Consider the following 23,946-nt stretch of genomic DNA (forward strand, 5'->3'; position numbering starts at 1 on the left):
GCGAAGGGGAGTAGCCCATAACGTCGTGGTCGACATACTGGTGCCTCGTGCATCCGGCCACCCGGCCTCGTTCCGACGAGGCGGGCGAGACCTTCGACCAGGCTGTCGCAGCCGGGTCGAGGGCGTCCCCACACCTCCTCCCGGCCTGATCCGGGAAGGACATCATGGACGGGTTCCTCGCCGCGCTGGTGATCAGCTTCGGCGTCATCTTCGTCGCCGAGCTGGGAGACAAGTCCCAGCTCATGGCGCTGGCCTTCGCCACCCGATACCGCACGATGCCGGTGCTGATCGGCATCACCGTGGCCACCGCCGTGGTGCACCTCGCCTCGGTGGCGATCGGTCACGGCCTCGGCGCGGCACTGCCGACCGGTTGGATCTCGCTGCTGGCGGGTGTCGCCTTCCTCGGGTTCGGCGCATGGACGCTGCGTGGCGACCGGCTCACCGAGGAGGACGAGCGCCGAGCCGCTCGGGGCGGCAGATCGGCCGTGATCACCGTCGGTGTCGCCTTCTTCCTCGCCGAGTTGGGTGACAAGACGATGCTCGCGACGATCACCCTGGCCACCCAGTACGGCTGGTTCGGCACCTGGCTCGGTTCGACGGTCGGCATGGTCGCGGCGGACGCGCTGGCCATCGTCGCGGGCCGGCTGCTCGGCCGGAAGCTGCCCGAACGAACCATCAGGTACGGCGCGGCCGTCCTCTTCGCCATCAGCGGCGGGTGGCTGATCCTCGACGCGGTGAACCAGCTGCGCTGAGCCCGACGGCCGCGCGTTGCGGTGCCCGTGGGCCCCGGCGTCGACTACCCGGCTGCTGGCCGGGTAAGGCGCCGGGGTGGACGTCGAGGTGATCCTCCAGCAGGGCCACCACCTGCTGGTGACCGCGGTGGAGATCCTGGGCGCGCTCGTCATCGCCATCGGTGCGGCCCTGGCCGCGCTGCGGTTCGTGGTCGACGGGGTGCGCCACCACGACGCCGCGGTGTTCACCCGGATCCGGCTGTCCCTGGGGCGCTTCCTCACCCTGGGTCTGGAGTTCCAGCTCGCGGCGGACATCCTGCGTACCGCGCTCTCGCCGACCTTCGCGCAGATCGGTCAGCTGGCGGCCATCGCCGCCATCCGGACGGTGCTGAACTACGTGCTGGGTCGGGAGATCGAGCACGAGAAGCGGCAGGTCGAGCGTTGATGGGGACGCTCGTGGCCGCCGTCATCACGGCGCTGGCCGTGCTCGCCGCGATGGTGGTGCTGCTGGCCACCGGCTCCCGCGCGACGGCCCTGGGGGTGCTGCTCGACCTGCTGCTCGCGGCCGGTCTGGTGCGGTTGACCGGGAACCAGACCTGGACCGAGATCGTCGTCCTGGTGGCGATCGTGGCGGTGCGCCTGTTGGTGCGTACCACCCTGATCGAGGATTTTCGGCGGTGGTCGCCGGATGCCGGCCGCCCGGCCGAGCGGGCCGGCCGGGCGGCCGAGGCGTGAGCGGCGGTCAGACGCCAGATTTCTGGTAGACGTCCGGTACCCCGTCCTGGTCGAGATCGAGTTGTTCCTTGATGGCGATCGCCCGGTAGATCCGGTTGCGTCGCCGCAGCACGATGGTGGCCAGCAGCGCCGAGATCAACGAGCCGGCCAGCACGGCCGCCTTGACGTTGGCTCCGTCGGTGCTCTCGGAGCCGAAGGCCAGTTCGCCGATGAGCAGCGACACGGTGAAACCGATACCGGCCAGCAACGACAGGCCGAACAGGTCGGACCAGCTGATGTCGTCGTCCAGGCGGGCCCGGGTGAACCGGGCGAGCAGGAAGGTGGAGCCGAGGACACCGACGCACTTGCCGACGACGAGGCCGAGCACGATGCCGAGAACGATCGGGTCGGTGACGATGGCACCGAGGTCCGCCCCGCGCAGCGACACCCCGGCGGCGAAGAACGCGAAGATCGGCACCACGAAGCCGGCGGAGACGGGCCGCCACACGTGCTCCAGACGTTCGGCGAGACCGGGCATCGGACGGCGACCGTCGCGGTGTGGGCGGGCGAGCACGGGCACGGTGAAGCCCAGCAGGACGCCGGCCACCGTGGCGTGCACCCCGGAGGCGTGCACCAGGGTCCAGGCGGCCACGGCGAGTGGGATGAGCGCCCACCACCAGGTGCGGCGGCGCTGCACCAGCAGACCGAACAGGGCGATCGGGGCCAGGGCGCCGAGCAGTGGGAGCAGGCTGAAGTCGTCGGTATAGAAGATCGCGATGACGGTGATCGCCAGCAGGTCGTCGACCACGGCCAGGGTGAGCAGGAAGGCCCGTAGCCCCTGCGGCAGGTAGGCCCCGATCACGGCCAGCACGGCCAGCGCGAACGCGATGTCGGTCGCGGTCGGGATCGCCCAGCCGCGCAGGCCGTTTCCACCACCGGCGAGGGTGACGGCCACGAAGATCAGTGCCGGGGCGGCCATACCGCAGACCGCCGCCACCACCGGTAGCGCCGCCCGTCGTGGATCACGCAGTTCACCGGCGACGAACTCGCGTTTGAGTTCCAGGCCGACGACGAAGAAGAAGATCGCCAGCAGTCCGTCGGCGGCCCAGGTGGCGAGGTCGAGGTCGAGATGCAATGCCGCGCCGCCGGAGAACGGCACCCACCGCCCCAGTTCCGCGTAGGAGTCGCCCCAGGGGGAGTTGGCCCAGACCAGCGCGATCACGGCGCCGAGGAGTAGCAGGGCGCCACCGACGGTCTCCGTGCGTAGTACGTCGGCCAGGAAACGCGCCTCCGACCAGGAGGTACGCCTGAAGAGGCGGCCTACGCCGCGGCCTGCTGGGCGTGGGGTCTGGTCGGTCACGGGTGGCTCCGCCTCGTCGATCGAAGGGCAACGCACATCAGCGCCGACCAGGCTTCCCGGCACACCAATGCCGGGACTCTACCCACTGCTGGCAGTCGTTGCGAGTGCGGCGACGCGACCTGTTCGCCGCGGGACGAGTCACAGGAGCGCTCGGTGGGGACAGCGCAATTTTTTCCGGGCCGGAGCGATTCCGACGGACCGTCGGCCCGGTTGGTCACTGCGGGCGCGATCCGCCATTAAGAAAATACCTAACTCCGGACATAAGCCGCATGAGCCGCTTTAATGGTTTCACGAGATTGAGTCGACCTTGGGGGTTTTCGTGAAGTTCTTTGGCGTTACCGGCCCGGTACGGAGGCCCGCCTGATGGACCTGTACCGCCAACTACGCCTGGTACGCCGGCACTGGTGGATCGTCCTGGTCACCTTCATGGTGGCGCTGGGCGTCACCGCGCTGGTCACCGTGCGGGCCCAGCCGCGCTACGTCGCCTCGGTGACCTTCTTCGTCACCACGCCGAGCCAGGGCGTCACCGACGCCTACCAGGGTGGGCTCTTCCTCCAGCAACGGGTGAAGTCCTACGCGGAACTGCTGACCAGCGACCGGCTGGCCCAGGCGGCGGTGGCCGACAACCAGCTCGGGCTGACCGCCGAGGAGATCCAACGCCGGGTCAGCACCTCCACCGAGACCGGCACCGTGCTGCTGCGGGCGTCGGTGACCGACACCGACCAGACCCGGGCGTTGCGGGTGACCGAGGCGCTCTCGGCGAAGTTCGTCGAGCTGGTGCAGAAGGTCGAGACGCGACCGGACGGCAGCCCCGGGCCGATCAAGATCGAGGTGGTGAGCGGTCCACGGGTGACCCCGACGCCGGTGTCGCCGCAGCCGGTCCGCAACACCATGATCGGTGCCCTGCTCGGCCTGCTGGCCGGCGTCGGTCTGGCGATCCTGCGGGGCATGGCCGACGTGCGGTTGCGCGACGCGGCCGGCCTGCAACGGGTGACCGGCAGCCCGCTGCTCGGTGAGATCCCGATCGACGCCAGTGCCCGCTCGGCTCCGTTGATCGTCGGTGACGCCACCACCTCGGCACGGGCCGAGGCGGTCCGCAAGCTCAGGACGAACCTGCGTTTCGTCGACGTGCACGAGCCGGCCCGGGTCATCGCGGTGACCAGCGCCCTCCAGGGCGAGGGCAAGACCACGCTGTCGTGCAACCTGGCGATCGCCCTGGCCGAGGCGGGCTGGCGGGTGCTGCTGGTCGACGCCGACCTGCGCCGCCCGAAGGTGGGCGACTACCTGGGCATCGACCAGGGGGTCGGGCTGACCGACGTGCTCGTCGGCGACGTGCAGGTGGGCGACGTGGTCCAGCGTTGGGGAGACAAGTCGCTGCTCGTCCTGCCCAGCGGTTCAGCCCCGCCCAACCCCAGCGAGCTGCTCGGGTCGAAGGCGATGTCCGACCTACTGCTGGCCCTGCGCGAGTCCGCGGACATCGTGATCATCGACACCGCGCCGCTGCTCGCGGTCACCGACGGCGTGGTGGTCGCGGTGCAGGCCGACGGTGCGCTGCTGGTCACCCAGCAGGGGCGTACCTCGCGGGCCCAGGTGGCCGCTGCCGCGCGGGCGCTGCACTCGGTCTCGGTGCGGTTGCTCGGCTGTGTGCTCAACATGGCCCGGGTACCCAAGACCGAGGCGTACCAGTACGAGGCCTACCGGGTGGTGGCAGCCGCCACCGGTGCCCAGTCGGTCCCGACCGACGCGAGCCGGACCGGCCGGCACGCCGAGCGGGCCCGCGCCGGCGAGGTGAGCGACCACACCCAGGAACTCACCCGGCTGTCCCGATGAGCGTCGCCAGAGGGCGCAGCGCCCGCTCGATCTCCTCCGCGCAGCGTCGGAAGTCCTCTGGGGTGCCCCCGACCGGGTCTCGTAGGTCGTCGTCGTCCCCGGGGGCGGGCTGCAACCGCCCCCGGGCCAGGGCGGCGGCGGCCACCGCGGCCCGCACCGGATCGTCCTGCTCGTCCGGCGGTGGTTCGGCCGCCGTCGCGAGCCGGCCGAACTGGCGCAGGGTGAACGTCCGGTGCAGCGCCGCCGGCGCCAGCGCGGTGCAGATCGAGCGCTGGCGCCGGGTGGCGGTCAACACCAGCACCGCGTCGGTGAGGTGTTCCGGCAGCAGCCGCCGGCTGCGGAACGACGTCGGATCGTCGCCGGTCTCCGCGGCGATCGCCGCCGCGTACGGATGCATCGCCAGCCCCTCGACGGCGTCGGTGCCGGCGCTGGCCACCGTCACCGGCGCTCCGGCGAGCAGGCTACGCGCGCGGAACTCGGCCATCGGCGACCGGCACAGGTTCGCGTGGCAGACGAACAACAACCCGCTGAGCATGTGGAACCCCCTGGACGACGCGGTCGCGGGCGGCGGCGCCGCGACGAAGGGCGGTCGCCGACGGCGTCCGACCCGTGAGGGGTTGTCGAGATCGTACGCAGTAGTCGCCGCCACGGTCCCGGGCGGCACGCCGAACCACTGGTCGGGGACGGGGGTGTCCCGGTGCGAATCGGGATCCTGACGTTCCACTTTCCGCCCGAGCCCGCGTTCATCCCCGGCAGCCTCGCCGAGGAGTTGGCCGCGCGGGGCCACGAGGTACGGGTGCTCACCGGCTTCCCCGACTATCCGGGCGGGCACATCTACCCCGGCTGGCGGCAACGCTGGCACCACGAGACCCGCAGCCGGGGGCTGACCGTGCGTCGGGTGCCCCGGTACAGCGCCGCCGACGCGACCGTACGTGCCCGGATGGCCTCCTGGCTCTCCTTCGCCGGCAGCGCGGCGCTGGTCGGTCGCCGGTTCCTGGCGGGTGTCGACGTGCTGTACGTGCACCAGCCGCCGGCCGCCGCGTTCGCCTCGGCGGCCCTGCTGCGGCTGCTCGGCCCGGTGCCGCTGGTGTTGCACGTGCCGGACGTCTGGGCCGAGCAGGTTCCCGACTCCGCCGACGACGGCCGGTGGGCGGAGCGGGTGCGGTCGGCCATGGTGCGTACCTACCGGGCCGCCGGTCGGATCGCGGTGACCGCACCCTCCCTGCGGGACACGCTGGTGGCCGACGGGGTCGACCCGGAGCGGATCCGGGTGGTGCTGAACTGGACCGACGAACGGATCTTCCGCCCGGCGTCGGCCAGCCCGGCCGCACGCCGGCTGGTCCGCCGCGACGAGCGGTGTGTGGTGATGCACGCCGGCACCATCGGGGCACGGCAGGGACTGGACACGGCGGTACGGGCGGCGGCGACGCTGGGTGACACGGTGGACCTGGTCCTGGTCGGCTCGGGCCCCGACGAGCGACGGGTGCGCGGGCTCGCCGCCGAGCTGCGCGCCGACAACGTCCGGTTCGTGGACCGGCGGTCCCCGCTGGACATGCCCGAGCTGTACGCCGCCGCGGACTACCAACTGGTGACGGTGCGCGATCTGCCGCAGCTGCGTGGCAGCGTGCCGGACAAGCTCCAGGCCGCCCTGTCCTGTGGCGCACCGGTGGTCGCCTCGGCCGGCGGGGACACCGCGCTGCTGGTCGAGCGGGCTCGGGCCGGTCTGTCCTGTCCGCCCGAGGACTGGGCCAGCCTGGCCGACCGGTTCTGGCTGGCGGCGCAGATCCCCGCGCCGACGCGGGTCGAGATGGGGCGGCGGGGCCGGGAGGCGTACCTGCGGGACATGTCGCTGCCGTCGGGTGTGGACCGGATCGAAGGGCTGTTACGGGAGGTCGCCGCGACCGGACGTGACGCAAATGGTGAACGAACCTTTCATAACGCCTGATGTCGTTATTACCGCACCAATTTGTCCGTTAGGTGTTAAGAACAATGTGGTCTTCTGTCCGTTTTCGGAAGAGGTGAGATGTGACGGAGAGCGAAAGCCCTCGACGGCGGCGTAGCCGTTCCCGCCGTCGCCGGCGCGCGCGGCTGCGTCGCATCCTGCTGACCACGTTGGTGGTCGGCTCGCTGCTGCTGGGTCTCGGTGGCTGGGTCGGTTTCCGGGGCTGGCAGGCCCGCGCCCACCTGGTCAACGCCGCCGGCCTCGCCGGTGAGTTGAGCGCCCACCTGGTCGGTGGCGACACCGCCCGCGCCCAGCGGACCCTCGCCGCGTTGCAGGAGCAGGCCGGCGCGGCGCGCCGGGCCACCGGCGACCCCGGCTGGTGGCTGGGCCGGCAGACCCCGATCGCCGGGGCGAACCTCACCGCGATCCGGCAGATCGCCATCGCCATCGACGACCTGGCCCGCCAGGCGTTCCCCGCGCTGCTCCGGGTCGACCTCGGCGGACTGGTGCCGCAGGAGGGTCGGCTGGACCTGACCGGCCTGCGCGCCGTCGCCGACGAGCTGGTCGCGGTGCACGACACGGTGCAGCAGACCCGCGCGCGGCTGGTCGAGGTCCCGGACGACCGCCTGGTCGGGCAGGTCCGGCAGGCGTTGGCGGACCTGCGCGGCGAGATCGACCGGCTGGCCGCGATGACCTCGGCGGCGAACAAGGCCAGCAAACTGCTGCCGCCGCTGCTCGGCGTCGACGGGGCGCGCACGTACCTGCTGGTGTCGCAGAACTCCGCCGAGCTGCGCGCGACCGGCGGCATGTTCGGCGCGTACGCCGTCATCGAGGCCAACAAGGGTCGGGTGAAGATGGGCGCCCAGGGCAGCAGCTCGAGCTTCGGCCGGTTCACCGATCCGCTGAAGGTTCCCGCCGAGGTGCGTGCCCTGTGGGGGGAACTGCCCGGCATCTACCCGGCCGACGTCAACCTCAGTCCGCACTTCCCGACGGCCGCGTCGCTGTACCGGGAGATGTACCGCCGGCACAGCGGGGAGACGGTCGACGGCGTCCTGGCCGTCGATCCGGTGGTGCTGTCGTACCTGCTGAAGGCGACCGGCCCGGTGCGGACGCCGGGTGGGGTGGCGCTGAGTGCCGAGAACGCGGTCCAGACCCTGCTCAGCGACGCCTACCAGCGGATGAGCCCGAAGGAGCAGGACACCTTCTTCGCGGCGGCGGCGGCCGCGGTGTTCGACACCCTCTTCGCGAGGAACGTGCACCCGAATGGGTTGTTGTCCGCATTTGACCGCTCTATACGAGAACGTCGGATACTGTTCTGGAGTGCCCGACCGGAGGAACAGCGGACGTTCGACGACAGTCGGATGGCCGGGACGCTCCCGGAGACGGACACCGTGCCGACGGTCGGCGTGTTCCTCAACGACGGCAGCGGCGCGAAGCTCGGCTACTACCTGCGACAGTCCGCTGACCTCACGGTCGGTGACTGTCACGCCGACGGCCGTCGGGAGCTGAACCTGCGGGTGACGCTCCGGTCCACCGCACCGGCCTCGGGGCTCAGCGAGTCGGTTCTCGGCCTCGGCCGGGCCGGGGATCCCTACACCGTCCGGACACTCGTGTCGGTGTACGCCCCGGCCGGCGGGGCGGTGCTCGACACCCGTCTCGACGGTGCCGAGACCTCGGTGGGCAACGGCACCGAGCGGCGACGTCAGGTCGCCGTCGTGAACGTCGAGATCGGACCGGGCGGGACTCGCACGTTGGAGATCTCGCTGCTGACCGGGAAGACGGAGAGCGGGACGGCTGAGCTGTGGCTGACCCCGACCGCCACCCCATGGACCACCCATGTTGTTACCGCACCAAGCTGTTCTCAGTAGGAGGGAACGAACCATGCGGCTTTCCCGCATCATCATGGCGCTCACGGTCGGTCTGGCCGTGGTGGCCGTGCCGACCGCGGCGGGGGCGGCCCAGCCGCAGCCGGCGCCATCTGTCGACGGTACGCCCCAGCCACCGCCCTATCCGCCGGTGCTCGCCTCGCTGACGGTGAACCGACCCACCATCTTCCTCGGTGAGACGGTCATCCTGACGGGCCGCAACTTCGGGCCTAACGAGACGGTGGACATCGTCGTCTCGGTGACGCCGTTGGCCGCACCGGCCGCCGGTACGGCGCGTCGCAGCGACGGCAGCACGGTCGCGATGACGCCCGTGGCCTTCCAGGCCGGCGCGCCGTTGAGCTTCACCGCTCGGACGAACGCGCAGGGTGTCTTCACCCGGCGGTACACGCCGTCGGTGACGGGCCTGCTCACCTTCACCGCCACCGGCCGGGAGTCCGGGCGTACCGCCACGAGCGAGCTGCGGGTGCTGCACAAGAAGAAGCCGCACCTGCCGGTCACCGGCAGCAGCCTCGACACGCCGATGAAGGTCGGCGGCGGGCTGGTCGCCGCCGGTGCCGTCCTGCTGCTCGGCACGCTCGCCTGGCGGCGGCGGAACCGCTTCGGTGCGGGTGGCGCCAACTGATCCACCATTCCGGGCAGGGCCCGGAGAAGACAGGTACCGGTGCCCGCCGCTCGGCGACGGGCACCGGTACCTGTCTGTCCAGCCCCTACACCAGGCCGTGCGCCAGCATCGCCTCGGCGACCCGGCGGAAGCCGCTGATGTTCGCGCCCGCCACGTAGTCGCCCGGCAGGCCGTACTCCTCCGCGGTGGCCCAGCAGCGGGCGTGAATGTCCCGCATCGTCTCCTGCAACCGCCGTTCCGACTCCGCGAACGTCCACGACTGGCGGCTGGCGTTCTGCTGCATCTCCAGAGCACTGACCGCCACACCACCGGCGTTGGCCGCCTTGCCGGGCGCGAACCGCACGCCGGCCCGCCCGAGGATGCGTACCGCCTCGGGCGTGGTCGGCATGTTCGCCCCCTCCACCACCGCGGTGCAACCCCCGGCGACCAACTGGGCGGCCTCCGCGCCACCGATCTCGTTCTGGGTCGCGCAGGGCAGGGCCAGGTCGCACGGCACCTCCCAGGGGGTCCGGCCGGGGACGCTCACCGCGTGCGGGACCTCGGCCACGTAGTCGGCGAGCCGGCCGCGTCGCTGTTCCTTCAGCTCCCGCAACACGTCGAGGTTGACGCCTTTCTCGTCGAGCAGGTAACCAGCGGAGTCGGAACACGCCACCACCCTGCCGCCGAGCTGGTGGACCTTCTCGATCGCGTAGATGGCCACGTTGCCGGAGCCGGAGACCACCACCCGCCTGCCGTCGAGGCCGTCCCCGGTCTGCCGCAGCATCTCCTCGGCGAAGAACACCGCGCCGTACCCGGTGGCCTCGGTGCGTACCTGCGCGCCGCCGTAGGCCAGGCCCTTGCCGGTCAGGACACCCGACTCGTACCGGTTGGTGATCCGTTTGTACTGGCCGAACAGGTAGCCGATCTCCCGGCCGCCCACCCCGATGTCGCCGGCCGGCACGTCGGTGTGCTCGCCGATGTGCCGGTACAGCTCGATCATGAAGCTCTGGCAGAAGCGCATCACCTCCCGGTCCGAGCGGCCCTTGGGATCGAAGTCCGCGCCGCCCTTGCCGGCGCCGATCGCGAGCCCGGTCAGCGCGTTCTTGAAGATCTGCTCGAAGCCGAGGAACTTGACGATGCCCAGGTACACCGAGGGGTGGAAGCGGAGGCCACCCTTGAACGGGCCGAGAGCGCTGTTGAACTCGACCCGGAAACCCCGGTTGACCTGGATCCGACCCCGGTCGTCCTCCCAGGGCACCCGGAAGATGACCTGTCGTTCCGGTTCGCAGATCCGTTCGATGATCTGGGCCTCGGCGTACTCCGGGTGCCGGGCCAGCGCCGGTCCGATGCTCTCCAGCACCTCCCGTACGGCCTGGTGGAACTCGGGCTCGCCCGGATTGCGGGCGACCACGCTCGCGAACACCGACTCGACTGTCTCCGGCATCACCGACACGTCCTTTCCGGTTCAGGGCCGGCGCCGTTGCCGGACCCTGGCGACGACCTGCGTCGACCCCCCGGAACACGGTTCCCCACCTTGTTCCGGTTCATCGCGCCCGGGTGGACCAACGTGCAGTCGAATCCGGCGTCGGGTCCGGTGGCCCGTGGTGCCGTCTGCTCTCACGTGGCCGTCGAAGGGATGCCGATGGCCGGATCGGTGCAGAACGGACAGGGCCGGGTCGGCTCGCCGACCGGCGGGCGGGTGCCCGGAGCGGGCGTAGAGTCGAGCCGTGGAGCGTGCCGAGACGATGCCTGCCGAGACCCGTCCGCCAGGTGTGGCGACCGCCGACCCGGGCAGTGTGCTGTTGCCCGGTCACGACGTGCCGCTGGGCCGCTACACCACGGTGCGCCGGTTGCTGCCGCAGCGCACCCGCCGGATGGTCGGCGCGTGGTGCTTCGTCGACCATTTCGGACCCGACGACGTGGCCGAACGCCCCGGCATGGAGGTGCCCCCGCACCCGCACACCGGTCTGCAGACCGTGACCTGGCTGCTCGACGGCGAGATCCTGCACCGGGACAGCCTCGGCAACAAGCAGCCGATCCGCCCCGGTCAGCTCAACGTGATGACCTCGGGCCACGGCATCGCCCACTCCGAACGCTCACCGGCGGCGCACCCACCCCTGATGCACGGGGTGCAGCTGTGGGTGGCGTTGCCGGACGAGGCCCGTGGCGGTGCGCCCGACTTCGTCCACCACGCGGAGTTGCCCCGGTGGCGCGATGCGGACCTGGACGTCACCCTGCTGGTCGGGGAACTCGCCGGGGAACGCTCACCGGCCCAGGTGTACACCCCGTTGCTCGGCGCCCAACTGGAACTCGTCGCCACCGAGGCCGGGCTGCCGCTGCGGCCCGACTTCGAGTACGCGTTGTTGGCCCTCGACGGCACCGGCGAGGTCGACGGCCTGCCGCTGACCCCCGGGACGCTGCTCTGGCTCGGCACCGGGCGGGAGGCGCTGCGGCTGCGCGGCACGCCCGGCAGCCGGTTGATGCTGCTCGGCGGCGCGCCCTTCGAGGAGCCGCTGGTGATGTGGTGGAACTTCGTCGGCCGTGACCACGAGGAGATCGTCGCCGCCCGGGAGGACTGGATGGCCGGACGGCGGTTCGGAGTGGTCGCCAACGACCCGGACCCACCGCTGCCCGCACCGGCCCTGCCCACCGTCCGGCTCAAGGCCCGTGACCGCACCGGCGGCTTCCACGACTAGCGCCTGCGCACCGGCCCTGGCCGGTGCCCTGACGGGGTCGCGCCGGAGGAGGTTCGGACGCCCGAGGCGGCGGATGAAACCGTTCGACGGCACCCACTGTCCGTTCGGCTGATGGCGTGCGGTAAACTCGCCGCAGTAACAGCAGTCGCCCGGTGCGGGTGGCTGTCGCCGCCTGGTGGTCGCGACCCGGTTCGGGCGTTCCGCCGCCAGGGCAGGCGGTTACGCAGGGGCGCCCCCGGCTGCGGTTCGTGGTCGGGGCGCCCCCCTGCATCGGCCCCCCGGGTGCGCCCGCCCGATCCGACGGGCCGGCCCGGTACGGCTCAGATGCCACGCAGATGCTGTGACACCCGTTGGTGACGCTTGTCGCGTGCCTGGGCGGCGCGCTGCGAATCGGTGATCCCGTCAGCCGCGTCGATGCCGGCCGAACGGGCCACCTGGTTGCCGTTGGCGTAATCCACCGGAGGCAGCGCGCGTAGGGCCTGCAACACGTCTGGCGGGGCCCCTTCGCGTTCGGCCTCGCGTACCACCTCGTCCTTGCCCGCGGGGTAGTCCAGGCTGGACAGGTATTGCAGGACGTCGGCGTAACTCGCCATGGTGTCGGCTCCTCCCGGCTTCGATCCGGCCACGACCGGGCGCGGATACCCGACCCGGGGCCGCTCACGCACTCGGGTCCGGTGGGAAAAACCGCCGGCGGCCGCCGTTTTCCCCGCAGGTCGGGTGGGTAAGCGCCGGCCGGAGGGGATGGCCGATGAACTACGACACCTTCGTCGACCAGGTCGCCCAGCGCGCCGGGACGTCGTCGTCGCGGGCGGTGGAGCTGATCCGGGCGACGCTGGAGACGCTGGCCGAGCGGCTGACCGGTGGCGAGGTGCTCGACCTGGCCGTACAACTGCCCGCCCCGCTGCGGCTGCCGCTGCGTCCCACACCGGACACCGAGGCGGCACAGCGGTTCGGCGCGGCCGAGTTCGTCGCCCGGGTGGCCCTGCGCGCCGGGATCGAGGAGCGGGCCGCCCGGGACGCGGCCCGTGCGGTCTTCATCACGCTGCGGGAGGCGGTGACCGGCGGAGAGTTCGACGAGTTGGTGGTCCAGCTGCCCCGCGACTACCGCGACATGGTCGAGCCCGCCCTGGCGCCCGGGGCGACGCTGCGCCGCGCTACCTGACCGCCGCCGTCGCCCGGAGCCGGGTGATCCGGTCCTGGTCGAAGCCGATCTCGGCGAGGATCTCGTCGGTGTGCTCGCCCGGCCACGGGGGTGGCCGGCGGATCGCGGTCGGGGTGGCGGAGAACCGAGGCGCCGGCGCCGGCTGGACGACGCCGTCGCGGAGCACGAAGGTCTCCCGGGCGGCCAGGTGCGGGTGCTCCGGTGCCTCCCGCCAGTCCAGCACCGGCGCGACGCAGGCGTCGGAGGTGGTGAGCAGCGCCGCCCACTCGTCGCGGGTCCGGGTGCGGAACAGGCGCGCCCAGGCCGCCCGCAACGCCGGCCAGTTCGCCGGGTCGGTCCGGTCGACCGGCTCGTCCGGGGGGAGCGGGAACCCGGTGAGCCGGACCAGTTCGTCGTAGAAGCGCGGCTCCAACGCGCCCACGGCGAGGTAGCGCCCGTCGGCGCACTCGTAGGTGTCGTAGAACGGGGCGCCCCCGTCGAGCAGGTTGACCCCGCGCGGTTCCTGCCACATGCCGAGCTGGCGCAGCGCGTGGATCTGGGTGCTGAGCACGGCGACACCGTCCACGATGGCGGCGTCGACGACCTGGCCGGTGGCCCCGCCGCGCACCGCGTACAGCGCGGAGACGACACCCAGCGCGAGCATCATGCCGCCGCCACCGAAGTCGCCGAGCAGGTTCATCGGTGGCACCGGCGGCTCACCGGCGCGGCCGATGCCGTGCAACGCGCCGGTCAGCGCCAGGTAGTCGATGTCGTGCCCGGCGTACGGGGCGTTCGGGCCGTCCTGACCCCATCCGGTCATCCGGCCGTAGACCAGCGCCGGGTTGACCGCGTGGCAGTCGGCCGGGCCGACACCGAGCCGCTCGGTGACCCCGGGCCGGAACCCCTCGATGAGGGCGTCGGCGCCGCCGACCAGGGCCAGCACCACCTCGCGCCCCTCGGCCGACTTCAGGTCCACCCCGATCGAGCGGCGTCCCCGGTTGAGCAGGTCGGGGTGCGGGGTGCCGAAGGCGCTGGTGTCCACCTCGGTGGCCCGGTCGACCCGGATCACGTCGGCTCCCAGGTCGGCCAGCATCATGGCGGCGAACGGCCCCGGTCCGATCCCGGCCAGCTCCACCACGCGTACGCCGGCCAGCGGGCCGGTCGGCAGGTCTGCGCTCACCCGGTCACGATAGGCGCTTGCCGTGGTGCTGCTTTCCGGGGCTGTGACCTGCGGCATCCGGTACCGCGACGCCCCGCATGGCGGGCGGGATCGGGCTGCCCTAACCTTGTCACCACGAGGGGAGTACTTCCTACGAACCATGCCGGTCAGTACGGCGCGCCCGGAGCGTGCCTCGGGTGGTTGCCCACGAAATCGTGGGTGAAGGAGACCTCGAACATGACACGGTGTTCGAGGAGGCCCCCCTATGTCCGATTTGTCGCTCGCGGCTGGTCTGCAGACCATCGGCACGCCCTCGCTCTGGGCGATCACCCTCGCCGGGGTCGTCGCCCTGCTGGTGCTCGACTTCGTGGTCACGCGTCGCCCGCACGAGGTGTCACTCAAGGAAGCGCTGGGCTGGTCGGCCTTCTACATAGCCCTGCCGCTGGCCTTCGGCGCCTGGGTCTGGTCCCAGTACGGGCGGCAGGAGGGCATCGACTACCTCGCGGGTTATCTCGTCGAGAAGTCGCTGTCGGTCGACAACCTCTTCGTCTTCATGCTGCTGCTGGCGGCCTTCGCGGTGCCGTCCGTGCTGGCCCAACGGGTGCTGCTGTTCGGCATCACCGGAGCGTTGGTGCTGCGCGGCATCTTCATCGCCCTCGGCGCGGCAGCCCTGCAGACCCTGGACTTCGCCTTCCTGATCTTCGCGCTGATCCTGCTGTTCACCGCCGCAAAGCTGCTCCGCGACGCGTTCACCGGACACGAGCAGTCGGTGGACATCGGCACCATGCGTTCGGTGCGTCTGCTGCGCCGCTTCATGCCGGTGGTCAACGAGTACCACGGCACCAAGATGACGGTGCGGGTCGACGGGCGGCGGGCGCTCACCCCGCTCGCGCTGGTGGTGGTGGCGGTGCTCGCCACCGACGTGGTCTTCGCCGTCGACTCGGTGCCGGCCGTGTACGGCATCACCGAGGACCCGTACCTCGTCTTCGCCACCAACGCCTTCGCCCTGCTCGGCCTGCGGGCGCTGTACTTCGTGCTGCACGCGGCGCTGAGCCGCCTGGTCCACCTCACCTACGGTCTGGCGATCATCCTGGCCTTCATCGGCGTCAAGCTCGGTCTGCACTGGGCGCACGGCATCTGGGAGGGCGTGCCGTTGATCCCTACCGAGATCTCCCTCGGGGTCATCGTCGTGGTGCTGACCGTGGTCACCATCACCAGCCTGCGGGCGACCCGCAACGTGGTGCCGGGCTCCAAAGAGGTCGTCACCGAGCGGAAGTGAGTCCTCCGGACCGCACGGGCCGCCCGGGTGGGTCGAACCGACCCGGGCCCGGTGATCGCCGTGGTAGGACTGAGCGGTGGGTATCGTCACGCCGGGCTTCACGGGTCGACCCCGCGCCGAGGCACCGGATCTGCCTCCCGGCCAGTATCTGACGCCGGACTTCCCGGTGCTCTCCGCCGGCCCGACCCCACGGGTGCCACGTGACCAGTGGGAGTTCGTGATCAGCACCGAGACGGGTACGGAGCACCGGTGGAGCTGGGACGAGATGATGGCGCTGCCGCAGCAGACACCGACCGTCGACATCCACTGCGTCACCCGCTGGTCGAAGCTCGGCACCACCTGGCGGGGCGTCTGCCTGGACACGCTGCTCGACGGCGTGGACACCGCCGCCGACTACGCCCTGGCCCACTCCTACGGCGGCTACACCACCAACCTGCCGTTGGCGGACCTGCGCGACCGGCAGGCCTGGTTGGTGCACACCTACGACGGCGAGGACCTGCCGGCCGAGCACGGTGGGCCGGCCCGCCTGCTCGTACCCCACCTCTACTTCTGGAAGTCCGCCAAGTGGGTGCGCGGCCTCCGCCTCACCGTCGAGGACACCCCCGGCTTCTGGGAGACCGCCGGCTACCACGACTACGGCGACCCGTGGCGTGAGCAGCGGTACCAGGGCGATTGAGCGGTCGGACGAGCTGGCGCGCGGCCCGGTTGGTGGACCACCGGGCCGAGACGCCGACCGCGCGTACCCTGGTGCTGGAGGTGCCGGGCTGGCCGACCCACCTGCCCGGCCAGCACGTCGACATCCGGCTCACCGCGCCGGACGGCTACCAGGCCGCCCGGTCGTACTCGCTGGCCGACTCCGCCGACGGCGACCGGATCGAGGTGTGCGTCCAGCGGGTGACCGACGGCGAGGTGTCGCCGTTCCTGGTCGACGACTACCGCGTGGGTGACCCGGTCGAGGTACGCGGGCCGATCGGCGGCTGGTTCGTCTGGCGGCCTCAGCAGACCGAGCCGGTGCTGCTCGTCGCCGGTGGATCGGGGGTGGTGCCGCTGATGGCCATGATCAGGGCCCGTCGGGCGGCCGGGAGCCGGGTTCCGTTCCGGCTGATCTACTCCGTACGCACCCCCGACGACGCCTTATACCCCGACGAACTGCGGCGACGGGTACGCGACGACGCCGGGCTCGACGTGGCGTACGTCTACACCCGGCGGACGCCCGACGGGTGGCGCGGCGAACCCCACCGGCTCGGCCTCGCCGACGTCAACACGCACGGCTGGCCGCCGGAGCTGGAGCCGTCGGTGTACGTGTGCGGACCGACAGGGTTCGTGGAGGCCGTCTCCGACCTGCTCGTCGGCCTGGGCCACCCGGCGCGCCGGATCCGCACCGAACGCTTCGGCCCGACCGGCTGAGAGGAGACGCGGATGACCGCGCTGCCCTATGTGGACGGCAACATGCTCGACGGCCCGTTGGGGGAGGTGTTCGCGGTCGACCTGAGCACCGCCACCGGCCGATGCGCCCACTGCGGCACCCCCGGCCCGATGGCGGCGCTGCGGGTCTACCCGTACGCGCCCGGCCTGGTGGGTCGCTGCCCGACCTGCCTCGAGGTGATGCTACGGCTGGTCCGTGCCCCGGACCGGGCCTGGCTGGACCTGCGCGGAGCCACCGTCCTTGAGTTCCCGATGCCGCTCGACCGGCCACGCTGACGGTAGGCCGCTCGGGGCCCACGGCCCGATCGACTGGGCGGACGACGTTTGTCGGCACGTACGGCGGGAACCGGGCCGAAATGACGAAGCCTCGTGTGGTGATCGTGGGGGCCGGGTTCGCCGGGTACCACGCGGCGAAGACGTTGAGTCGGCTGGCCCGCGGCCGAGCCGAGATCGTCCTGCTGAACTCGACCGACTATTTCCTGTACCTACCGCTGCTGCCGGAGGTGGCGGCCGGGGTGGTGGAGCCGGGCCGGATCGCGGTGCCGCTGGCCGGCACGCTGGACGGCGTACGGGTGGTCATCGGTGAGGCGGACAGCGTCGATTTGCAGAACCGGTGGGTCGGCTTCACCCAGCCGGAGGGCGAGCGCAACCGGCTGGCGTACGACCGGCTGGTCCTGGCCGTCGGCAGCGTGAACAAGCTGCTGCCGATCCCCGGCGTGACCGAGTACGCCCACGGCTTCCGTGGCCTGCCCGAGGCGCTCTACCTGCACGACCACGTGGTCCGGCAGATCGAGTTGGCCGAGCAGGCCGAGGATCCGGCCGAGCAGCAGGCACGGGCCACGTTCGTGGTGGTCGGAGCCGGCTACACCGGCACCGAGGTGGCCGCGCACGGCATCCTGTTCACCGACGAACTCGCGGCCCAGCGCCCCCATCTCAAGGTCCGACCCCGGTGGATGCTGCTGGACGTCGCCCCCCGGGTGCTGCCGGAGCTGGACCGTCGGATGTCGGTCACCGCGGACCGGGTGTTGCGTCGCCGTGGGGTGGACGTGCGGATGGGCACCTCGGTCGCGGTCGCCACCTCCGACGGGGTCAAGCTCACCGACGGCGAGTACGTGCCCACCTGTTCGCTGGTCTGGTGCGTGGGCGTACGACCTGACCCGTTCGTGGCGGAACTGGGTCTGCGGACCGAGAAGGGGCGGCTGGTCGTCGACGAGTACCTCAACGTCCCCGGGTTCCCCGAGGTCTACGCCTGCGGTGACGCCGCCGCGGTGCCCGATCTGACCCGCCCCGGCGAGATCTGCACCATGACGGCCCAGCACGCGCAGCGGCAGGGCAAGCTGGCCGCGCACAACATCGCCGCCTCGTACGGGCAGGGACGTCGTCGGCCGTACAAGCACCACGACCTCGGTTGGGTGGTGGACCTCGGCGGCAAGCAGGCGGCGGCGAACCCGCTGAAGGTGCCGCTGTCCGGCCTGCCCGCCAAGGCGGTGACCCGTGGCTACCACCTGCTCGCGATGCCCGGCAACCGGGCCCGGGTGAGTGCCGACTGGGTCCTCGACGCGGCGTTGCCCCGGTCGGCGGCACAACTCGGACTGATCTCCGCTGCCGCCGTACCGCTGGAGAGCTCGTCACCCGAGATGCCGGCGCGGGTCCACTGACCTCGGGTGGCCCCTCGCCCGCGTCGGCACGCGGGTTCGTGCGGTCGTGGGCGCCGCGCCCACGACCGCACGAGCGACGTCACGCCGACTCAGCCGGCGGCCATTCCGGCGCCCGCCTCGTCGACGGCGTCATCGACCGCGTGTGCCAGGTCGATGTCGCTCGCGGTCACCGCCCCGGCGTTGCCGGAGGTCACGGTCAGCACCGCGGTGGTCGGGTCGGCCCGGCCGATCCGTGGCCCGCGCCCCAACTGCTGGCGGAGCAGGTCGAGCCGGTCCAGGACCCGGTCGAGGTTGCTCGGCGGCAGCTCCAGGGTGCGCGACAGCGCGTTGCCGTCACCGGACCAGTAGGGCAGGTCGGCCAGGGCGGCACGCAGCTCGGCCGCCGACAACGGCGGGGTCGAACCGACCACGCCGACGACGCCGCCACCGGCCGGCGGTGGCTCCAGCAGCTCCCGCAGCTCGTCCGGTACGTGCAGCGACTCGATCAGGTCACCGTCGTGCTCGGCGAGTGCGGCGAGCGTCGCCTGGGCCTGATAGCGGGCCTGCTCCGGGGTGCGACCACTGATCCGGGCCACCTCGGACAGGAAGCCACCCAGATCCTGGTGCCGCTCGATGCCGTCCACCGGGACCACGTCGTGCAGTGTGGTGGGGACGGCCTCCAGCAGCCGACGACGTTCGCCGTCCTGGAGGGCCCAGGCCAGGACGAGCACCGTCGACTCGACCCCGACCTTGGCGGTGCGGAAGTCGACGCCGGAACGGCGGACGACGTCCTCGACCAGGTCGCGGTAGCCCACCGTGGTGATGCCCGGCGCCGACAGACCCGGCTCTGGAAGGGGCCGGGGCGCCTGCGGGACCCCGGCGGGCGGAGGAGCGGGGCCGCCGCGAGTGGTGTCCGGTTTGTGGCGGGCACCGACCGGCGCGGGGCCGGCTCGCCGGCTCTGGTCGAGGTGGGTGAGCTGCTTGGACGCGCTCAGGCTGGCCCCGGTGTCGGCGGCTCGCATACCACGTTCCCGGGCCTGCCGGGCCAGGGCCCGACGGCGCTGGTTGTCACCCTCCATCTGTTTACGCATGGCGTACCTCGCTTCCGTTGGTGTCGGCCGCTTCGTCGATGGCCTTCCCGGCCGCCGCCGGGGCGAAACGGCCGGGGCGCAGCGGGCAGGGTGGCCCTCGGCCGGTGTCGGCCGGGCTTCATCCCGCCCGGGTGAGGGTCCGTCACCCGGGCGGGGCCGACGATCGTGGTGGCCGGAGATCTTCCGAGAGACCCGGCGGAAGGGCAGGTCCGTGATGAAGCGGATAGTCGAGATCGTCCCTGCTCGACCCGGTTGGTACTCCCGGTGGCAGGTGGAGCCCGAGCGCACCCGCTGCTACCCGGTGAGCCTGTGGGCGCTGGTGGAGGAGAGCGACGGTGGGGGTCGCGAGGTGATCGGGGTGGACTGCGTCGGTCAGTGGCCCGGAGCACCGGACGACGGGACGGATGCCGAGTTCGTCCGCTATCTGTTCAGAACTCCCGATTCGGGCCCGCCGGAGGACGCGGAGCCGACCACCGAGCCCCACCGCGTGGGTCCGTACCCGGTCCCGGCCCCCTGAGCCACCCTCCGGCCCCCGACCCCTGGTCCCAGGGTCGGGGGCCACCCCTCGGGTGGCCCGGCCGGCTCAGCCGGCCGCCGGCACGTCGCTGTCCCCGACGACGTCGGATCCGGTGGCCGGCGGAAGCTCCAGCAGGTCGGCGAGGCCGGTGCGGTCCAGCAGGTGGCGCAGCACGGCGTTGACACCGGTCAGTCGCAGCGGCGCCGAGCCGCCTCGATGCGCCAGCACGAAGGCGCTGAGCCCGGAGGAGTCACACAGACCCACCCCGGTGAGATCGATGACCAACTGCCGGTAGCCGTCGCGGCGCAGCTCGTCGACGGCGTCGACGAGCTCCGGCGCGCTGTCGAAGTCCAGGTCGCCGGTCAGCCGCAACTCGGCCCGCCCCGCGTCGCGCCGGTCGATCTCGATGACCAACAGCTGTGCCGACATGACTTCATGCTCCCAGGACGCCGACCGGGCGCAAGTCGCGGGGTGGGACAGGCGGCGGTGCCGAGGAGACGTCGCTACGCGGTGGCCGGAGACTGGTCGTCGGGCGCGGCGTCGGTGGGCTCGCGGGCCAGCAGGCCGGTGACCCCGGTCATGTCGAGGATGGCCTGGAGGAACCGGGGGACCGCGTGCAGCCGCAGCCGGGTGTCCCGCTGCTGCCCCTCACGCCAGGCGTGCACGATCACGCTGAGTCCGGTGCTGTCGACGAACTGGAGGCCGCCGAAGTCGAGCACCAGCGTGGCCGGGGCGGTGCTCACGATCTGGTCGATCTCGCGCCGCAGCGACTCGGCGGAGGCGTACGCGAGGTCACCGGCGACCCGGATCACGGGTGCGTCGGGGTCGGACCGGTCGACGGACACGCTCAGCGGCGAGGTCTCGGGTCTGCGACCGTGGGACAGCAACGATCACGCCTTCCGCAGGTGGCGGGCGGGCAGGGGCGCTCGGATCGTAACAACGTCGAGCTGAGCCGCGTGTCAGGCGGTCGTCAGCGTCCGACGGCCGCCTCAGCCGGGTGGCACCACCCGCCAAGCCGCGTAGGCTGGGTGCGGGACATGACCAAGCAGGCCGCTCGACGCGGCTGCGGAACGCGACAAGGAGCGAGGCTCAAGCTGGTGACAGGTGCCGACGTCAGGGACCTCGACCCCGGCGACGGACGGTCTTCCACACCGAGTGTCGCCCGGGCCCCGGCCTGGCGCGCGTCCACCTCCCGTCCGGCTGCCGGGCTGCCCGCGCTGGACCGGCCCCAGGGCCAACTCGCCGCCGACTGGCCCGACGTCGCCGAGCATCTCCGCGAAGGCGTGGTGGTGTGCGGCCCGGACGGTACGGTCCGGTACCTCAGCCCGGTGGCGCAGCGGCTGCTGCCGGAAGTGGTCGTCGGCGGCACCCTCGCGGTGGTCGAGCGGCTCGCCTCGGCAGATCCACACCTGCGCCATCACGGCCGACGGTTGCGGGTGCGTCGGGTCGCCCTGTCCGCCGGGCGGAGCTGCTGGTACGTCGAGGACGTCAGCGACAGCGAACAGCGGGCCGAGGAACTGGCCGCCGAGCGGGCCAGGTCGTCCTTCCTGGCCGTGGTCGGCGACAAGCTGGGCAACCCACTGCACCCGGATCGGGCCGCCGCCGCGGTGGTCCGCCTCGCCGTACCCACCCTGGCGGAGGTGGCGGTGCTGGTGTTGGCACCCCGCTCCGGCCGGGCCCGATGGTGGCGTGCCCGCCAGGGCCCGGACGCCACGCCCACCGTCGACCACGGCGTACTCGGCGCGACGGAACTTCCCCCGGCGATCGCCGAGAGCCTGCGGGGCACCCAGCCGCAGACCGTGGACTGGCTGGTCGAGCAGAGCATCGACGCGGGTTGGCTGCCCGGTGTCGCCGCCACCGAGGTGGCTGCCCGCCTGGTGCCGTTGCCGGGCCGGGACGGGCCCGCCGGGGTGCTGCTGGTCGCGCGGGGATCGGGTGACTGGTACGGCGAGGACGACGTCGACCTGGTCCGCGCCTTCGCCGGCCGGGCCGGTGCGGCGTTGACCACCGCGCTGCTCTACCGCGAGCAGGCCGAGGTGGCCGACATGTTGCAGGCCAGTTTGCTGCCCGTCGAGCCGACACCGGCACCGGGTGTGCAGTGGGGTACGGCGTACCGCCCGGCGCAGGCCAGTCTGCGCATCGGCGGTGACTTCTACGGCTCGCACCGGCTGCCCGACGGCGGTTCGGTGTTCTACCTCGGCGACGTCTCCGGCAAGGGGGTCGAGGCGGCGGTCTTCACCGGGCAGCTGCGTCAGTGTCTGCACGCGTTGCACCGGGTCGAGCACCAGCCCGCCAAGCTGTTGCGGCTGCTCAACGACGCCCTGCTGGAGACGACCCTGGCGCACGGTCAGGGTCGGTTCGCCACCATGGTGCTGGGGGTGGTCCGTCCTGACCGCGACGGTGGCCTGTCGCTGACCCTGGCCGGCGGGGGGCACCTGCCGCCGCTGGTGTTGCGCAACTCCGGCGAGGTGGAGCAGGTGCCGCTGAACGGCATGCTCATCGGCGTGGTGCCGGACCCACGGATCGGCCAGGTCACCACCCGGCTGGCCCCGGGCGAGACCTGCCTGCTCTACAGCGACGGAGTCACCGAGGCGCGGGGCGGGCGGCGGGGTGAGGAGCTGCTCGGCACCGATCGCCTGATCCAGGCGCTCGACGGGTGTCACCGGATGCCGGCACCCGCGCTGGCCGAGCGGATCGAGCAGATCACCTGCGACTGGCTGGCCCAGCGGGACCACGACGACATCGCGGTGCTGGCGCTGCGCGCCGCCGGAGCGGGTGGCCGCCCCCAGCGGCACCTGCACGCGGTCCCGACAGCGGTCGAGTCGCAGCCGCAGGAGAGGATCGCCCGGTGACCACCGCGACGAGGGACACCGTGCCCGGGGCCGTCTACCAGGATTACCTGCACTGTCTGGCCGAGGCCGACGAGTACGGCGCGATCGAGGTGGCCCGCGGACTGCTCGCCACCGGCGTGGCCGCCGATCGCGTCCTGCTGGAACTCGTGGCACCGGCGCAGGCCGAGGTGGGGGAGCGGTGGGCCCGCAACGAGTGGAGCGTGGCCCAGGAGCACGCGGCGACGCACATCAGCGAACGGGTGGTGGCGGCGGTCGCCGCGTACGCGGACGTCCGTCCGACCCGCCCCCGGATCGTGGTGGCCTGCATGGACGGCGAGTGGCACGCGCTGCCGGCGCGGCTGGTCGCCGAGGTGCTCCGGCTGCGCGGTTGGCAGGTCACCTTCCTGGGCGCCAGCGTCCCGGCCGCCCACCTGATGTCGTATCTGCACCGGTACGACGCCCACGCGGTGGCGCTCGCCTCCGCGCTGCCGATGCGGTTGCCCCACGCGCACCGGATGATCGAGGCGTGCCGGCGTTCGGACGTGCCGGTCCTGGTCGGCGGGCGGGGCTTCGGCACGGACGGCCGGTGGGCGCGGCGGCTCGGCGTGCCGTGGGCCGCCAACGCCGTCGACGCCGCCGCCCTGCTCGACGACGAGCGGGCCCTGCGCGCGTCGACACCGGCGGCCCTGGCGCACCTGGGCGACGACGAGTACGCCGGTCTGGTCAACCGTCGTGGCGAGCTGATCGACTCGGCGCTGGTCGAGTTGGCGCGGCAGTTCCCGGCCATCGGCGGCTACCGGCCCGCCCAGCTGGACTCGACGATCAGCGACCTCGGGTACATCCTCGACTTCCTGGCCGCCGCGCTCTACGTCGACGACGGATCGCTGTTCGCCGAGTTCATCGAGTGGCTGGCCACCATCCTGGACAGCCGTGGGGTGCCGGCCGCGACGGTGGACGCCGCGCTGGCTCACTACGGGCGGGTGTTGCACGACTTTCCCCGGGCGGTGGAGCACCTCCAGGGTGGCCGCGCGGTGCTGTCGGCAGGTTGACCGAACCGGGCGCGACCCGGCTGCGACACGCCGGACCCCGGCGGACACCGACCGTCC

At 72.2% G+C, this 23,946-nt stretch carries 25 protein-coding genes; 17 read left to right on the forward strand and 8 right to left on the reverse strand.

From position 1 onward, the window contains the following. Nucleotides 1-164: 164 nt before the first annotated feature. The 3 genes from FF096_RS18830 (at nucleotide 165) to FF096_RS18840 (ending at nucleotide 1,466) form a co-directional block, all read left to right on the forward strand. Nucleotides 165-752 carry a TMEM165/GDT1 family protein gene (locus FF096_RS18830; RefSeq protein ID WP_155220291.1) on the forward strand — a complete coding sequence of 196 codons (588 nt, stop codon included), beginning with the start codon at nucleotides 165-167 and terminating at the stop codon, nucleotides 750-752. A gap of 76 nt (nucleotides 753-828) precedes the next feature. Then, entirely contained in the window at nucleotides 829-1,176 is a 348-nt protein-coding gene (locus FF096_RS18835) for a DUF1622 domain-containing protein (RefSeq protein ID WP_309223570.1), read from the forward strand. Next, nucleotides 1,176-1,466: a DUF1622 domain-containing protein gene (locus FF096_RS18840; protein ID WP_196222577.1), complete on the forward strand. Its 291-nt coding sequence runs from the start codon at nucleotides 1,176-1,178 to the stop codon at nucleotides 1,464-1,466. Before FF096_RS18835 ends, FF096_RS18840 begins: the two co-directional genes overlap by 1 nt. A gap of 7 nt (nucleotides 1,467-1,473) precedes the next feature. Here FF096_RS18840 and nhaA read toward each other — a convergent pair whose 3' ends face one another. After that, nucleotides 1,474-2,805 carry a Na+/H+ antiporter NhaA gene (nhaA, locus tag FF096_RS18845; RefSeq protein ID WP_309223571.1) on the reverse strand — a complete coding sequence of 444 codons (1,332 nt, stop codon included), beginning with the start codon at nucleotides 2,803-2,805 and terminating at the stop codon, nucleotides 1,474-1,476. A 363-nt stretch (nucleotides 2,806-3,168) separates the two neighbouring features. Between nhaA and FF096_RS18850 the strand changes: the two genes are divergently transcribed. Beyond that, nucleotides 3,169-4,635 carry a polysaccharide biosynthesis tyrosine autokinase gene (locus FF096_RS18850; RefSeq protein WP_155220293.1) on the forward strand — a complete coding sequence of 489 codons (1,467 nt, stop codon included), beginning with the start codon at nucleotides 3,169-3,171 and terminating at the stop codon, nucleotides 4,633-4,635. On the opposite strand, the gene FF096_RS18855 is transcribed toward FF096_RS18850, so the two are convergent. Then, nucleotides 4,616-5,170: a low molecular weight phosphatase family protein gene (locus FF096_RS18855; protein ID WP_155220295.1), complete on the reverse strand. Its 555-nt coding sequence runs from the start codon at nucleotides 5,168-5,170 to the stop codon at nucleotides 4,616-4,618. The genes FF096_RS18850 and FF096_RS18855 overlap by 20 nt on opposite strands. Nucleotides 5,171-5,332: 162 nt before the next feature. Here FF096_RS18855 and FF096_RS18860 point away from each other — a divergent pair, with 162 nt between their 5' ends. From FF096_RS18860 to FF096_RS18870, 3 genes are all read left to right on the forward strand, one after another. Beyond that, nucleotides 5,333-6,580, forward strand: a complete 1,248-nt coding sequence (locus FF096_RS18860; protein WP_309223572.1) for a glycosyltransferase family 4 protein — start codon at nucleotides 5,333-5,335, stop codon at nucleotides 6,578-6,580. 80 nt (nucleotides 6,581-6,660) lie between these two features. Then, complete coding sequence (locus tag FF096_RS18865; protein WP_309223573.1) at nucleotides 6,661-8,445, forward strand: DUF4012 domain-containing protein; 1,785 nt, start codon at nucleotides 6,661-6,663, stop codon at nucleotides 8,443-8,445. A gap of 13 nt (nucleotides 8,446-8,458) precedes the next feature. Continuing rightward, the gene (locus tag FF096_RS18870; protein ID WP_155220299.1) at nucleotides 8,459-9,085 is read left to right on the forward strand and encodes a hypothetical protein; all 627 of its coding nucleotides are present in this window, start codon (nucleotides 8,459-8,461) and stop codon (nucleotides 9,083-9,085) included. Nucleotides 9,086-9,170: 85 nt separating this feature from the next. Here the strand turns inward: FF096_RS18870 and gdhA are convergent, their stop codons facing one another. Beyond that, on the reverse strand, nucleotides 9,171-10,508 hold the full coding sequence (gdhA, locus tag FF096_RS18875; RefSeq protein ID WP_155220301.1) for an NADP-specific glutamate dehydrogenase: 1,338 nt from the start codon (nucleotides 10,506-10,508) through the stop codon (nucleotides 9,171-9,173). Between the two features lie 301 nt (nucleotides 10,509-10,809). On the opposite strand from gdhA, the gene FF096_RS18880 reads away from it, so the two are divergent. Continuing rightward, on the forward strand, nucleotides 10,810-11,760 hold the full coding sequence (locus tag FF096_RS18880; RefSeq protein WP_155220417.1) for a pirin family protein: 951 nt from the start codon (nucleotides 10,810-10,812) through the stop codon (nucleotides 11,758-11,760). Between the two features lie 320 nt (nucleotides 11,761-12,080). Here FF096_RS18880 and FF096_RS18885 read toward each other — a convergent pair whose 3' ends face one another. Next, entirely contained in the window at nucleotides 12,081-12,353 is a 273-nt protein-coding gene (locus tag FF096_RS18885; RefSeq protein ID WP_155220303.1) for a DUF2795 domain-containing protein, read from the reverse strand. A gap of 155 nt (nucleotides 12,354-12,508) precedes the next feature. Here FF096_RS18885 and FF096_RS18890 point away from each other — a divergent pair, with 155 nt between their 5' ends. Continuing rightward, on the forward strand, nucleotides 12,509-12,922 hold the full coding sequence (locus tag FF096_RS18890; protein WP_155220306.1) for a DUF2267 domain-containing protein: 414 nt from the start codon (nucleotides 12,509-12,511) through the stop codon (nucleotides 12,920-12,922). Here the strand turns inward: FF096_RS18890 and FF096_RS18895 are convergent. After that, nucleotides 12,915-14,081, reverse strand: coding sequence for a CaiB/BaiF CoA-transferase family protein (locus tag FF096_RS18895; RefSeq protein WP_309223575.1), 1,167 nt, complete (start codon nucleotides 14,079-14,081; stop codon nucleotides 12,915-12,917). The genes FF096_RS18890 and FF096_RS18895 overlap by 8 nt on opposite strands. Nucleotides 14,082-14,325: 244 nt before the next feature. Between FF096_RS18895 and FF096_RS18900 the strand changes: the two genes are divergently transcribed. The 5 genes from FF096_RS18900 to FF096_RS18920 all read left to right on the forward strand — a co-directional run bounded on the left by FF096_RS18900 (nucleotide 14,326) and on the right by FF096_RS18920 (nucleotide 18,422). Then, nucleotides 14,326-15,339 carry a TerC/Alx family metal homeostasis membrane protein gene (locus FF096_RS18900; RefSeq protein WP_155220310.1) on the forward strand — a complete coding sequence of 338 codons (1,014 nt, stop codon included), beginning with the start codon at nucleotides 14,326-14,328 and terminating at the stop codon, nucleotides 15,337-15,339. Nucleotides 15,340-15,415: 76 nt separating this feature from the next. Next, entirely contained in the window at nucleotides 15,416-16,015 is a 600-nt protein-coding gene (locus tag FF096_RS18905; protein WP_309223576.1) for a sulfite oxidase-like oxidoreductase, read from the forward strand. Then, a complete protein-coding gene (locus FF096_RS18910) occupies nucleotides 16,012-16,746 on the forward strand; it encodes a ferredoxin reductase (protein ID WP_155220312.1) in 735 nt (244 codons plus the stop codon). Before FF096_RS18905 ends, FF096_RS18910 begins: the two co-directional genes overlap by 4 nt. Nucleotides 16,747-16,758: 12 nt before the next feature. Further along, on the forward strand, nucleotides 16,759-17,040 hold the full coding sequence (locus FF096_RS18915; RefSeq protein WP_155220314.1) for a DUF6510 family protein: 282 nt from the start codon (nucleotides 16,759-16,761) through the stop codon (nucleotides 17,038-17,040). Nucleotides 17,041-17,120: 80 nt separating this feature from the next. Beyond that, on the forward strand, nucleotides 17,121-18,422 hold the full coding sequence (locus FF096_RS18920; RefSeq protein WP_155220316.1) for an NAD(P)/FAD-dependent oxidoreductase: 1,302 nt from the start codon (nucleotides 17,121-17,123) through the stop codon (nucleotides 18,420-18,422). A gap of 89 nt (nucleotides 18,423-18,511) precedes the next feature. Here the strand turns inward: FF096_RS18920 and FF096_RS18925 are convergent, their stop codons facing one another. Beyond that, nucleotides 18,512-19,492, reverse strand: a complete 981-nt coding sequence (locus FF096_RS18925) for a DUF2267 domain-containing protein (RefSeq protein ID WP_155220318.1) — start codon at nucleotides 19,490-19,492, stop codon at nucleotides 18,512-18,514. Between the two features lie 214 nt (nucleotides 19,493-19,706). Here FF096_RS18925 and FF096_RS18930 point away from each other — a divergent pair, with 214 nt between their 5' ends. Then, complete coding sequence (locus FF096_RS18930) at nucleotides 19,707-20,009, forward strand: hypothetical protein (RefSeq protein WP_155220320.1); 303 nt, start codon at nucleotides 19,707-19,709, stop codon at nucleotides 20,007-20,009. A 66-nt stretch (nucleotides 20,010-20,075) separates the two neighbouring features. Here the strand turns inward: FF096_RS18930 and FF096_RS18935 are convergent, their stop codons facing one another. Further along, complete coding sequence (locus FF096_RS18935; RefSeq protein ID WP_155220322.1) at nucleotides 20,076-20,438, reverse strand: STAS domain-containing protein; 363 nt, start codon at nucleotides 20,436-20,438, stop codon at nucleotides 20,076-20,078. Between the two features lie 74 nt (nucleotides 20,439-20,512). Continuing rightward, entirely contained in the window at nucleotides 20,513-20,896 is a 384-nt protein-coding gene (locus tag FF096_RS18940) for an STAS domain-containing protein (protein ID WP_196222578.1), read from the reverse strand. A gap of 210 nt (nucleotides 20,897-21,106) precedes the next feature. Between FF096_RS18940 and FF096_RS18945 the strand changes: the two genes are divergently transcribed. Together FF096_RS18945 and FF096_RS18950 are read left to right on the forward strand one after the other, a co-directional pair. Then, a complete protein-coding gene (locus FF096_RS18945) occupies nucleotides 21,107-22,861 on the forward strand; it encodes a PP2C family protein-serine/threonine phosphatase (protein ID WP_309223577.1) in 1,755 nt (584 codons plus the stop codon). Continuing rightward, nucleotides 22,858-23,889: a cobalamin B12-binding domain-containing protein gene (locus FF096_RS18950; protein ID WP_309223578.1), complete on the forward strand. Its 1,032-nt coding sequence runs from the start codon at nucleotides 22,858-22,860 to the stop codon at nucleotides 23,887-23,889. The genes FF096_RS18945 and FF096_RS18950 overlap by 4 nt, the downstream gene beginning before the upstream one ends. Nucleotides 23,890-23,946: the final 57 nt, after the last annotated feature.

The organism is Micromonospora sp. CP22, assembly GCF_009712475.1.
GTDB lineage: Bacteria > Actinomycetota > Actinomycetes > Mycobacteriales > Micromonosporaceae > Micromonospora.